We start from the raw sequence: 12,651 nt of genomic DNA on the forward strand, positions 1-12,651 counted from the left end.
AAAAAATATGCATTATTATATTGTATTTTTAATAAATTTAACTTTATTAATCATGACTGGTTGTGGATTTCATGTGCAAATGCTTAATCAAATACCTAAAAAAACAATAAATTTAAGTATCAATGATCCATATGGGCCTTTAGGATTAGCAATAAAAAAAGAATTATATTTAAATAACATAGAATACATTAATAAAAACTCAAAAAATATTATTACTTTAAAAATTATAAGCATCTCTGAAAATACTCAAACTATATCTATTTATCAAAATGGTCAAAACGCAGAAAAAAAATTAAATTTTTTGATTAGTGCAGAAATTATTTTACAAAATGGTTTTGTACACCCTATACATATAAATGTAGAACATATTTTTTTTGATATACCGTTAGACATACTTTCTGCAGATGCAAAAAATAAAATGATAAAAGAAGAATTATATGCAAGAATAGCTAGTCAATTAATTCATAAATTGTTAATCATTCAAAATGATATGCACAATAATATCAAGAATAATACAAATAAAAAAGAATATTAAAGTTTAAATGATCAAAATATATCCAGAAGAACTAGATTTTTACTTAACACAAAAAAATCTTCCATCTTGTTTTTTTGTTTTTGGTAACGATTCTCTTTTATTACAAGAAAGTTTAGATAGAATTTACAAAATTGCAAAATTAAAAGGTTTTACCGAACGTTATAGTCATCTTGTTGAACTAAAGAGTGATTGGGATCATATTTATTATTTTGTCCAATCACTAAACTTATTTGAACAAAGAAAAATTCTTTTTTTAACATTATGTAAAAATTGTTCTAATATAATTATATCTCAAAAATTATTAAAATTAACTAAATTATTACATTCTAATGTATTACTTGTATTAAGTGGTAATAAATTCACTAAAAAACAAGAAAATAGCCAATGGTTTAAAAAAATCAATCAAAATAGTATTTATATTAATTGCCTTACACCTAAACAACAAAAACTACCTCAATGGATAACAAAACGAGCGAAAAAAAACTCACTAACTTTAAACAAAGAAGCAAATCAAATGCTGTGTTACTATTATGATGGTAACTTATTGACTATTCATCACATACTTAACCAGTTATCAATCTTATATCCTAATAGTCATCTTACAGTATCACATGTTATAACAGCAATAAATAATATTGTTAATTTTACAGCTTATCATTGGATTAATGCAATGTTCTCAGGTGAAATTAAAAAGAGTTGGTATATTCTAAAACAATTGCAAAAAGAAAAATATGAAGAAACAATACTTTTACGAACAATTCAACGTGAATTAATATTGATATTAAAATTAAAAGAACAAACAAAAAATAAAAAAGAATTTATAAAACCATCTAATAATGAATTTTTTTTAAAAATGTATCACCCTTTAATAATTTCTGTAATAAATCGTTTATCATTAAAACAATTACAACTGGCAATAAACTTAATTACTAAAGCTGAATTATATTTAAAAAAAAATAATGAAAAATCTATTTGGTCAAAATTAGAAATTTTATCTATATTATTATGCGGAGAAATAATTTCAGAGAGTTTTATTAATGATTTTACAAAATAAAAAAATATGTCATTTTCAAAATATTATTACTATATTTGGTGGTACTTTTGATCCAATTCATTATGGTCATTTGATACCTGTTACACAACTTGCAAAAAAAATTGGATTAAAAAAGATTATTTTAGTTCCTAATTATATACCACCACATCGTCCAAAACCAATAGCAAATATTCAACAAAGAATCGAAATGCTAAAATTAGCAATAAAAGATAATCCATTATTTACTATAGATTTTCGTGAAACAAAATATAAAGTACCATCATATACCATTACAACATTAATTTCTTTTAGAAAAGAAATAGGTTGGGAAAAACCATTAGCATTTATTATTGGTGAAGACTCCTTACTATCAATACATACTTGGTTTCATTGGAAAAAAATTTTGCATTTATGCCATTTAATAGTTTGTACTCGCTCAAAAAATAAAATTTATTTTTCCAATCAAATAATGCAAAAATGGCTAAGAAATCACCAAATATATAATCCAAAAATATTGAACTATCAAGTTTCTAACACAATTTATTTATTTAAAAATTCTTTACTAAATATTTCTGCAACAAAAATTCGTCAACAAAAAAATAATAAAAAAAATTGTAATAATATGTTACCACAATCAGTTTCAAATTATATTGATAAATATCATCTTTATCAAGATTAATTCTTAAAAATTAAATAAACTAAAAAACTTTCTGAAAAAATCTATAATTTAATTACTAATCCTAATAAATGATTAATTTTTGTAATTTCATAAATATAATTGCATAAGATATAAAATTAATACTGTTATATTTTTTAATATATAAACACTTTAAAAAAAACTTACAAATTTTGTTTAAAAAAACTTTTAGCTGCTAAAGCAACAAATATTTTTAATTAATTTACTAAAAAAATTAATATAAGTAATAAAATAATACTTTCTAAGTAAAAAATCTAATCTAGATATTATATTAATATCAACTTGATCAATAAAAAATAGATGAATGACTATTTATTATTAAAAATAAAAGTTTTTTTAAAAGATGATTACAGATTTTAAAAATATAAAAATATATTTTAAAACTTTTTATTACCATTATAATAAAAAATACTTCATATAAAAAATACATTAAAAAATAATATTTTTTTAAATAACAAATCAAAAAATAAAAAAAATATCGTATCAATTCAAAACTTATTTTATATAAAATTAAAATTACTAATATAATGACCTAATAAAAAAATAATATTTCTACTTTTTTTACAAAATTTCAATTTTTCATCACAATATATATATTATAAAAAAAATTAAATTTATAATAACTAATTTTTTCTAACTAAAAAATAAGATATTCATATAGGTTATTACTTTGAATGCTAATAAAAAAAAACGTAACCATTTACGTGATTATACAGCTGAATCTACATTATTTATGCGCAGAGCATGTATATCTTTTAGTATTATCATAATATTAGTAATGATTTTAATCACTAATTTATATAATTTACAAGTCATAAAGCATGATGACTATAAAACTCTATCTAATGATAATCGCATAAAACTAGTACCTATTCCACCAACTAGAGGAATTATTTATGATAGGAATGGTATTCCTATTGCATTAAATCGTACTGTTTATCAATTAGAATTAATGCCTGAAAAGATAAACAATATAGAAGAAGTATTTCATGAATTACGTGATCTCATTAATTTAACAAATGAAGATATTAGAAACTTTAAAAAAGAATGCAAACACTCGCGAGCCTTTACCTATGTACCTTTAAAAACTTCACTCAATGAAATACAAGTAGCTCGTTTTTCAGTAAATCAATATCGATTTCCTGGTGTTGAAATAAAAAGTTACCAACGCCGTTATTATCCTTATGGTGCCACTCTTAGTCACATTATTGGTTACGTTGCTAAAATTAATGATAAAGATATAACACGTTTAGAAAATCATGGTCTAATAAAAAATTATACTGCTACTCATGATATTGGTAAACTGGGTATAGAACGTTATTATGAAAATATTTTACATGGAAAAACAGGTTATGAAGAAGTTGAAGTTAATAACCGTGGAAAAATAATACGTCAACTTCATGAACAAGCTCCACATGCTGGTAAGGATATTTATTTAACTATTGATCTTGATTTACAAATAAAAATAGAAAAATTACTAAAAAATAACCGTGCTGCTGTGGTTGTTACAGACCCACGTAATGCAGACATACTTGCTCTTATTTCAAAACCAAGTTACGACCCTAATTTATTTGTTAATGGTATTTCTTACCAAGATTACCAAGTTTTATTAAACAATCCAGATCATCCATTGATTAATAGAACCACGCAAGGATTATATCCACCTGCTTCAACTGTAAAACCATTTATAGCCATTGCCGCATTAAGTGAAAATATTATCACTATAAATTCTACTATTGTTGATCCTGGTTGGTGGCAACTACCCAACTCTGAAAAACGTTACAGAGATTGGAAAAAATTGGGACATGGTAAATTAAATGTTATTAAAGCTATTATTGAATCAGCAGATACTTTTTTTTATCAAATTTCTTATGATATGGGTATCGATCGCATATCAACTTGGATGAAAAAATTTGGTTATGGACATTATACTGGCATTGATCTTGAAGAAGAACGTTCAGGTATTATGCCAACACGTGAATGGAAACAAAAAAAATACAAAAAACCTTGGTATCATGGAGATACAATTCCAATAGGAATTGGTCAAGGTTATTGGATAACAACACCAATGCAAATGATAAAAGCATTAATGATTTTAATTAATAATGGAATTGTAAAAATTCCACATCTTTTATATGGCACTAAACTAGGAGATACAATGATACCATACAAAGAAAAAAAACAGTTAAAAATTAATAATATTCATACGCCATTTTGGGAATTAGCAAAAGAAGGAATGTATGGTGTTGCTAATGCGTCAAATGGTACGGCTTATAAACACTTTATAAATACTAGTTACAAAGCTGCTGTTAAATCAGGTACAGCACAAATATTTAGCTATGAAACATATAACACTGATAAACTTGCTGAGCATTTACGTGATCACAAATTAATGATTGGATTTGCACCTTATCAAAATCCGATAGTTTCTGTTGCGATTATTCTTGAAAATGCTGGTACTGGATCAAATATTGGAGATTTAGTTCGTAATATTTTTGATTATGTATTACTTAACAAAAATACTCATAAAAGAAACTTTAATAATACCTCTTTAGAGGAAGAATAATAAATAGATATGAATGATAACTTACAGAAATTATCTATATTTACACGTTTACATATTGATATTTTTATGTTTTTAATTATTCTTACCTTAATAACATATAGTGTCTTAATTATGTGGAGTGCAAGTGGGCAAGATATTCATATCATGAAACGTAAAATAATACAAATTACCATTGGTTTGGTTATCATGATTTTTATGGCACAAATATCACCACGTATATATGAAAAATTAGCTCCTTTTGTATATATATTTTGTTTAATATTACTAATTTTTGTGGATATATTTGGACAAACAAGTAAAGGAGCACAAAGATGGTTAGAGTTTGGATTTATTCGTTTTCAACCATCAGAAATAGCTAAAATTGCAGTTCCATTAATGGTAGATCGTTTTTTAAACAGAAATTTTTATCCTTTAACATTTAAAAACACAATGTTTGCTTTAATATTAATATTATTACCAACTCTACTTGTTGCAGCACAACCTGATCTTGGTACATCAATTTTAATCGCTGCTTCTGGATTATTTATTCTTTTTTTAGCTGGGATAAATTGGAAATTTATGATTGTAGCTATTAGTGGTATCCTTTTTTTTATTCCTATTTTATGGTTTTTTTTAATGCACGATTATCAACGTAATCGTATTATGATGTTACTAAATCCAGAAATGGATCCACTAGGTGCTGGATATCATATTATACAATCAAAAATTGCTATTGGTTCTGGAGGTTTATTTGGGAAGAACTGGTTACATGGAACACAATCACAATTAGAATTTTTACCAGAACGTCATACTGATTTTATTTTTGCAGTAATAGCTGAAGAACTTGGATTAATAGGAGTTATTATTTTACTTATATTATATTTACTATTAATAATACGTGGATTAATAATTGCAACAAATGCACAAAACACTTTTGGTAGAATTATGGTTGGCGGACTAATGTTAATTTTATTTATTTATATTTTTGTTAATATAGGAATGGTTAGTGGTATTTTACCTGTAGTGGGTGTACCTTTACCATTAATCAGTTATGGTGGATCTTCATTTATTGTATTGATGGCAGGATTTGGTATTATTATGTCCATTCATACACACAGAAAATTATTATCAAATAATTTATAAATTAAAAACATACAAAATATATTATATATATTTTGTATGTTTTTAAAATAAAATACATTTAAAAATTTTATATGATATCAATATAATCAAATCATAAAAAAAATAACTAGGGATATATGAGTATTAAATTATTTGACAAAAAATATATTTAATCATGTAATCATATGAGTCATAAAAATATTCTTATGTGATTTAAAAAATTATTTTTTGCTTACTTTAAACTCATAAAAAATTAGTAATATTATCTATATATTTTTATTAAAAAATTCTTAATTTAATTACTAATAAAAATAAAAAAAATCTTATACACAATCTGTTTTATCATATAGTATATAATACTACTTAAGAAATCATTAAATTAATGCTTCTTAAAGCTATATTTTTATTTTTTTCTTATATAAAAGAAATAGTAGAATCATATAAATAAATATTAACATACATGACAAACGTTAAAAATTATATTTTTATATTAATATTATTAAAAATATAATAAAAATATTTTAAAAAAGAATATTGTTAATAATTTTTATCAATATAATGATTGTTAATCAACAATACGTAATTCTGTATAGATATGAAAATATAAATATAATCAAATTTTGCAAAAAATACTGTGATATTATTTAATCTCTGAAAATTTAATTAATATTTAAAAATCATTAAATTATGAAATTTATAATTTAATTTTATTTTAAATAAAACTAATGATATTTTCATTAACATTTTAATAATAAAACCAAGCACATTATATTTTATGAAATATCTATTTTTTTTGCAATTTATACGCATAATGATATTAAATATTACTATTATATTTTCAATTATAACATTTGCTAACATAAAAACTACATCTCCTAATTTTATCGACTTAAAACATCCAGACATTAACGCTGCATCTTATATTCTTATGGATTATTATTCAGGAAAAATTTTATCTGAAAAAAATGCTGACTACCGTCGTAGTCCGGCTAGTTTAACTAAATTAATGACAACTTATACAATTGGAAAAAAAATTAAAACTGGTCAAATAAGTATGAATGATATAGTCATTATTGACAAAAATTCATGGATAAATAACCAAATTTTTAAAGGCTCTTCGCTCATGTTCTTAAAGCATGGTGATCGAGTCTCTGTATCCCAATTAATGAGAGGTATTAATTTACAATCTGGTAATGATGCTTGTGTCGCTATAGCAAAATATATTGCTGGTGATGAAACTAATTTTATTAAATTAATGAATTATAATGCAAAAAAACTGGGATTAAAAAATACTCACTTTCTTACTGTACATGGGTTAGATTTTAATGGACAATATAGTTCAGCACATGATATCGCATTAATTGCACAAGCTTTAATTCGTGAGATTCCAGAATATTCAATTTATAAAGAAAAAGAATTTACTTTTAACAACATTCGTCAATTAAACCGCAATACTTTATTATGGAATAAAAATATTAATGTTGATGGTATTAAAACAGGATACACTGCAGCTGCAGGATATAATCTAGCTGCCTCTGCTATCCAAGGAAATATGCGATTAATATCGGTTTTATTAGGTGCTCATAGCAGTAATATACGAAATACAGAAAGTACAAAATTATTAATTTGGGGATTTAATAATTTTGAAACCATTAAATTATTCGAAAAAAAAATACAATTGATTACTCTACCTATTTTATTTGGTGATAAACATCAAGTATCGCTAGGGATTAACAAAAATTTTTACATAACAATTCCACGTGGACATAGTAAGGATATAAAAATTCATTATAAATTTAATAATAATATCTTGCGAGCACCTTTTAAAAAAAACAAAATTGTAGGATATATTATAGTAACATTAGACAAAAAAATTATTGAACAAAGACCTTTAATTTCATTAATAGAAGTCAATAATGGCAATATTTTCAATAAAATAATTGATTATTTTAAATTATTTTATTATTTTTTATGTAATTATAATATATAATATTGTTTATCATATTTTTCTCAAAGAAAATTTCAAAACACTAATAATTATATTTATTATCTATTTTATATAAATTTAAAAATTAAGTCAAAACATAAATTTTCTAAAATAACGTATTATTATTTTATAAATTGAAAAATAAAAAATGAAGTCACATAAATTAATCAATACTTTTCAATATAAAATATATACTATATTGCTATTAATAATCTTTTTACTTATCTATAATAATTAAAATTTATCTTTACAAATAAGTATACATTAAATTTTTTATTAAACATCAATACAAAAACTAATAAAAAATTTGTAATTTAATTATAAAAATTATATATAATCACTTAAAAAATTTTTCTTTTATTATAGAAAAATTATATATTATAATTAATAAAATAATTTTTACTGATCATATAGATTATATTATCAAAAATATCAAAAATAACATTATATTACGTCAATTCGGTCTTCATGCTTACCAATCTATTATAGATTTTATGCATGAATTTACAAAAAAAAGGACCATCAATACTCCAGATGAAATTTGGCTACTTGAACATTACCCCGTTTTTACACAAGGTAAAACAGGAAAAAAAGAACATTTATTAGAATCAAGTAATATTCCAGTCATTCAATCAGACCGTGGTGGGCAAATAACCTATCATGGACCTGGTCAATTAATAATGTATGTTTTATTGGATTTAAAACGTCATAATATTAACGTAAAAAAATTAGTTCACATACTAGAAAATACAGTTATTCATACTTTAAATGAATTAGGTATTGCAAGTTGTTCACAAGATAAATTTCCAGGTGTTTATATCAATAAAAAAAAAATTTGCTCTTTAGGACTACGTATTCATAAAGGTTGTAGCATGCATGGATTAGCATTAAATGTTAATATGGACCTCACACCATTTCAAAAAATCAATCCTTGTGGTCATATTGGTATGCAAATGACTCAAATACATACATTTATTCCAAATATTCAAATTAAAGATATAGAACCTTTAATTATAAAAAACTTTTGTAAGTTATTACAATTACAAACTATTCATTAAATAAAAAAATTAATTTTAACAAAAATTCACCAATAATAAAAAATATTATATAAAAATAATTATTGATAATAAAATGAAATAGATTATCTTATATACAATAAAATAAAATGGATAACAAAAGTGTTATGAGTAAAAATATTGAAATAAAAAATAAGTGGCAATATCCTAGTTCTGAGAAAAAATCATCAATTCCTATAAAAAATATTACACAAGACTATGAAAAAATACTAAAAAAACCTACATGGCTTAAAATAAAAATACCTAATGATTTTACTCGTATAAATAAAATCAAAAATGCGATGCGAAAAAATGGTCTACATTCAGTATGTGAAGAAGCTTCCTGCCCCAATCTTTCTGAGTGTTTTAATAGAGGTACTGCTACTTTTATGATTTTAGGTGCTATTTGTACTCGAAATTGTCCATTTTGCGATGTTACTCATGGACGTCCTAGTAAACCTGACCCAAACGAACCTATAAAATTAGCAAAAACTATCAAAGATATGGGTTTAAATTACATTGTGATTACTTCTGTCAATCGTGATGATCTACATGATGGAGGAGCAAAACATTTCGCTGATTGTATAATGTCTATTAGAAATAAAAATCCCAATATTAAAATAGAAATACTTGTTCCTGATTTTCGTGGACGAACAAACCAAGCTTTAAAAATTTTATCTACAGTACCACCAGATGTTTTTAATCATAACATTGAAAATGTACCTCGTATATATAAAAAAATTCGTCCTGGAGCAAATTATCAAGGATCGTTAAAATTACTGGAAAAATTTAAAATAATAAACCCTAACATACCAACAAAATCAGGATTAATGGTTGGATTAGGTGAAACAAATCAAGAAATACAAGATGTTATGTATGACTTAAAAAAACATGGTGTTACTATGATTACTATAGGACAATATCTTCAACCAAGCTCTAATCATTTATCTGTAAAAAGATATGTTAGTCCTAGAGAATTTCAAAAAATAAAAAAAGAAGCTATAAAAATGGGTTTTACACATGTAGCATGTGGCCCATTAGTACGTTCATCTTATCATGCAGAATTACAATCTAAAGGTATAAATATTCAATAATTTTTTCTTTTTTTAAGTTAATATATAATAATTATCATAATTAATAAAAAATAAAAAAAAAAATTTATAAAAATTGGCACTTACCAGTTATTAATTATGAACTTAAAATAAAAATTGATCTATATCCAAAATAAATTATTTAGGAATAATATTAATATTTAGTTTAACTAAAACATCATTATGAAATTGCAAAGTAACTTCATGCTGACCAACAGTGCGTAATACACCATGTGGTAAACACACTTCATTTTTTGTAATTGAAATACCTTTTTCAGTAACGGCTTCTACAATATCACGACTGCCGATTGAACCAAATAATTTACCTTCATTTCCTGCTTTAGAAGCAATAGTTATAGTTTTTAATTCATTAATTTTTTCAGCACGTTTTTTAGCAATAGACAAAATATTGGCTAATTTAACTTGCATGTCGGCATAACGCTTTTTAAAAAAAGAAATATTTTTTTTAGTTGCAGGAACTGCTTTTCCATGAGGAATTAAATAATTACGTGCATATCCAGCTTTAACATCAACTGTATCACCTAATTTTCCTAAATTTTCTACTTTATCTAATAAAATTATTTGCATTATTTTACCCTGAATTCATCATAAACTAAAAATCACTGATGATGATCCGTATATGGTAATAAAGATAAATAACGTGCTCGCTTAATTGCTTGAGCAAGCTGACGTTGATATTTTGCACTAGTTCCAGTAATACGACTAGGTACAATTTTACCACTTTCAGTAATATAGTTTTTTAATGTTGCAATATCTTTGTAATCAATTTCTTGAATACCTTCTGCTGTAAATCTACAAAACTTACGACGTCGAAAGTAACGTGGCATTTTTTTATATTCTCCAATAATTTATATTTGTAAGTATTGAAATATCATATATGAAAGAAATGTTTTTTTACAAAATTACAAAATAGAATTTTTATAAAAATTAGATCATTAAAATATTTTTATAATATACTATATATCATAAAATTTTGATTTTTTATTTTTAATATACCAATTTTGTAATATCTATATATAAGATTAAAAATATTTATTAAACAAATAAGCATCAAAATTTTATTTTTAAAATAAAATTAGAACTAGCATTAAAAAAATTAATTTTCTTTATATTCCACTGATTTAATTTTCAATTTTTCTTGATATTCATAAACAGAATCGTGAGAAAGACAATTTTCTTTATTTTTGATCATCATCGGAGATGATTCCGTAATCACACGTTTAATTCTTATAATCATACTACGGATGATAGCATCATTAAATCGAAAAATTGTCTCTAATTCATCAATTGTTTCTTGTGGAGCTTCTACATTTATTAGAACATAATGTGCTTTATGTAATTTTTTTATCATATAAGCTAATTGACGTCTTCCCCAATCTTCTAAACGATGAATTTTTCCCTGTGCATCAATAATTAATTTAGTATAACGTTCAATCATATTTGATACTGCATCACTTTGATCTGGATGAACCATAAAAATAATTTCGTAATGACGCATAAGTTTTGCTCCTTATGGATTATTATATCAACCTCCTCTTCATTGGAATCAACCGCATAAGATAATGGAGGTAAGGAACTTCTTAGTTTATTGCGATTGAAAAAAAACAAATTTTATTATACTTATTTTACAATTAAAATTCAAATAATAGATTACGTATCTTACTTATATTAAGTATATTTTTAAAATATATTAATAAAAACTCAAACATTAATAAATCGCTGACGAACTATTTCAAATAAACATATCCCTGTTGCAACGGAAACATTTAAAGAATTAACTTCACCTAACATTGGAATACAAACCAAATCATCACAATTTTTTTTTGTTAAATGTCGAATACCTTTGTTTTCTGTACCCATTACTAAAGCAATCGACCCAGTTAATTCTGTATTATATAGCGTATAATTACTTTTAGTAACTGTACCAATAATCCGAATATGATTTTTTTGTAATTGACGTAATGTTTGAGCAAGATTAGTAACTCTAATTAATGGTATACTTTCAGCAGCACCACAAGCAACTTTTTTAGCTATAGAATTAAGATTAGCAGATTTATCTTTAGGTATAATAACCATATCAACACCAGCTGCATCTGCACTACGCAAACAAGCACCTAAATTATATGGATCTGTGATACAATCTAGTATAAGTATAAAAGGAATTTTTATATGAGAAAGCATTATTACTAAATCACTTTCTTTATATTTCTTACCAGGTTTCACTAATGCAACAATACCTTGATGTACAGCATTTTCTGTTTTACGATCCATCCATTTACGATTCACTATATTTGTAATAATACCTAAATTTTTAAATTGATGAATTAGTGACAATAAACGTTTATTTTTATTTTCTTGAAGCACATATACTTCTTGAAAACGTAAATAATCTATTTCTAATATTTTTTGCACTGAATGAATGCCATAAATTATTTTATTCATAAATTTATTCATTACTTAAGAAATATGAAAAATAAAAATCATATTAAATCAAGATCATCAATAATACAAATTATTGTTTATTAAAAGTTTTGACATAATAAACGTTTTATCACCTTAAATATT

The 12,651-nt window shown here is 23.8% G+C and carries 12 protein-coding genes; 8 read left to right on the forward strand and 4 right to left on the reverse strand.

Features of this window, described 5'->3' with window-relative positions; translation table 11 throughout:
* Positions 1–7 precede the first annotated feature (7 nt).
* The 8 genes from ABNS14_RS02690 to lipA all read left to right on the forward strand — a co-directional run bounded on the left by ABNS14_RS02690 (position 8) and on the right by lipA (position 10,068).
* The gene (locus ABNS14_RS02690) at positions 8–535 is read left to right on the forward strand and encodes an LPS assembly lipoprotein LptE (protein ID WP_348666166.1); all 528 of its coding nucleotides are present in this window, start codon (positions 8–10) and stop codon (positions 533–535) included.
* Between the two features lie 7 nt (positions 536–542).
* Positions 543–1,589, forward strand: coding sequence for a DNA polymerase III subunit delta (gene holA / locus ABNS14_RS02695; RefSeq protein ID WP_348666167.1), 1,047 nt, complete (start codon positions 543–545; stop codon positions 1,587–1,589).
* A complete protein-coding gene (gene nadD, locus ABNS14_RS02700; protein WP_348666168.1) occupies positions 1,573–2,247 on the forward strand; it encodes a nicotinate-nucleotide adenylyltransferase in 675 nt (224 codons plus the stop codon). Before holA ends, nadD begins: the two co-directional genes overlap by 17 nt.
* Before the next feature lie 751 nt (positions 2,248–2,998).
* Positions 2,999–4,831 (forward strand): peptidoglycan DD-transpeptidase MrdA, encoded by a 1,833-nt coding sequence (gene mrdA, locus ABNS14_RS02705; protein WP_348666669.1) that lies wholly within the window; start codon positions 2,999–3,001, stop codon positions 4,829–4,831.
* A 9-nt stretch (positions 4,832–4,840) separates the two neighbouring features.
* Positions 4,841–5,953 carry a peptidoglycan glycosyltransferase MrdB gene (gene mrdB, locus ABNS14_RS02710; RefSeq protein WP_348666169.1) on the forward strand — a complete coding sequence of 371 codons (1,113 nt, stop codon included), beginning with the start codon at positions 4,841–4,843 and terminating at the stop codon, positions 5,951–5,953.
* A 754-nt stretch (positions 5,954–6,707) separates the two neighbouring features.
* Entirely contained in the window at positions 6,708–7,922 is a 1,215-nt protein-coding gene (locus tag ABNS14_RS02715; RefSeq protein ID WP_348666170.1) for a serine hydrolase, read from the forward strand.
* Positions 7,923–8,413: 491 nt separating this feature from the next.
* Positions 8,414–8,977 (forward strand): lipoyl(octanoyl) transferase LipB, encoded by a 564-nt coding sequence (lipB, locus tag ABNS14_RS02720; protein ID WP_348666172.1) that lies wholly within the window; start codon positions 8,414–8,416, stop codon positions 8,975–8,977.
* A 125-nt stretch (positions 8,978–9,102) separates the two neighbouring features.
* Positions 9,103–10,068 carry a lipoyl synthase gene (gene lipA / locus ABNS14_RS02725; protein WP_348666173.1) on the forward strand — a complete coding sequence of 322 codons (966 nt, stop codon included), beginning with the start codon at positions 9,103–9,105 and terminating at the stop codon, positions 10,066–10,068.
* A gap of 135 nt (positions 10,069–10,203) precedes the next feature.
* Here the strand turns inward: lipA and rplI are convergent, their stop codons facing one another.
* The 4 genes from rplI to rlmB all read right to left on the reverse strand — a co-directional run bounded on the left by rplI (position 10,204) and on the right by rlmB (position 12,528).
* Positions 10,204–10,653, reverse strand: coding sequence for a 50S ribosomal protein L9 (gene rplI / locus ABNS14_RS02730; protein WP_348666175.1), 450 nt, complete (start codon positions 10,651–10,653; stop codon positions 10,204–10,206).
* Between the two features lie 32 nt (positions 10,654–10,685).
* Positions 10,686–10,913: a 30S ribosomal protein S18 gene (gene rpsR / locus ABNS14_RS02735; RefSeq protein ID WP_348666177.1), complete on the reverse strand. Its 228-nt coding sequence runs from the start codon at positions 10,911–10,913 to the stop codon at positions 10,686–10,688.
* 269 nt (positions 10,914–11,182) lie between these two features.
* A complete protein-coding gene (gene rpsF / locus ABNS14_RS02740; protein WP_348666179.1) occupies positions 11,183–11,584 on the reverse strand; it encodes a 30S ribosomal protein S6 in 402 nt (133 codons plus the stop codon).
* Positions 11,585–11,787: 203 nt separating this feature from the next.
* Complete coding sequence (rlmB, locus tag ABNS14_RS02745; protein WP_348666180.1) at positions 11,788–12,528, reverse strand: 23S rRNA (guanosine(2251)-2'-O)-methyltransferase RlmB; 741 nt, start codon at positions 12,526–12,528, stop codon at positions 11,788–11,790.
* Positions 12,529–12,651: the final 123 nt, after the last annotated feature.

Source organism: Arsenophonus symbiont of Ornithomya chloropus, assembly GCF_964026495.1.
In the GTDB taxonomy this organism is placed as follows: Bacteria; Pseudomonadota; Gammaproteobacteria; order Enterobacterales; family Enterobacteriaceae; genus Arsenophonus.

Bases quoted from the DNA above. Each gene is read 5' to 3' on its own strand.
- ABNS14_RS02690 (WP_348666166.1), top strand. From the start codon at position 8: ATGCATTATTATATTGTATTTTTAATAAATTTAACTTTATTAATCATG.
- holA (WP_348666167.1), top strand. From the start codon at position 543: ATGATCAAAATATATCCAGAAGAACTAGATTTTTACTTAACACAAAAA.
- nadD (WP_348666168.1), top strand. From the start codon at position 1,573: ATGATTTTACAAAATAAAAAAATATGTCATTTTCAAAATATTATTACT.
- mrdA (WP_348666669.1), top strand. From the start codon at position 2,999: ATGCGCAGAGCATGTATATCTTTTAGTATTATCATAATATTAGTAATG.
- mrdB (WP_348666169.1), top strand. From the start codon at position 4,841: ATGAATGATAACTTACAGAAATTATCTATATTTACACGTTTACATATT.
- ABNS14_RS02715 (WP_348666170.1), top strand. From the start codon at position 6,708: ATGAAATATCTATTTTTTTTGCAATTTATACGCATAATGATATTAAAT.
- lipB (WP_348666172.1), top strand. From the start codon at position 8,414: ATGCATGAATTTACAAAAAAAAGGACCATCAATACTCCAGATGAAATT.
- lipA (WP_348666173.1), top strand. From the start codon at position 9,103: ATGAGTAAAAATATTGAAATAAAAAATAAGTGGCAATATCCTAGTTCT.
- rplI (WP_348666175.1), bottom strand. From the start codon at position 10,653: ATGCAAATAATTTTATTAGATAAAGTAGAAAATTTAGGAAAATTAGGT.
- rpsR (WP_348666177.1), bottom strand. From the start codon at position 10,913: ATGCCACGTTACTTTCGACGTCGTAAGTTTTGTAGATTTACAGCAGAA.
- rpsF (WP_348666179.1), bottom strand. From the start codon at position 11,584: ATGCGTCATTACGAAATTATTTTTATGGTTCATCCAGATCAAAGTGAT.
- rlmB (WP_348666180.1), bottom strand. From the start codon at position 12,528: ATGAATAAAATAATTTATGGCATTCATTCAGTGCAAAAAATATTAGAA.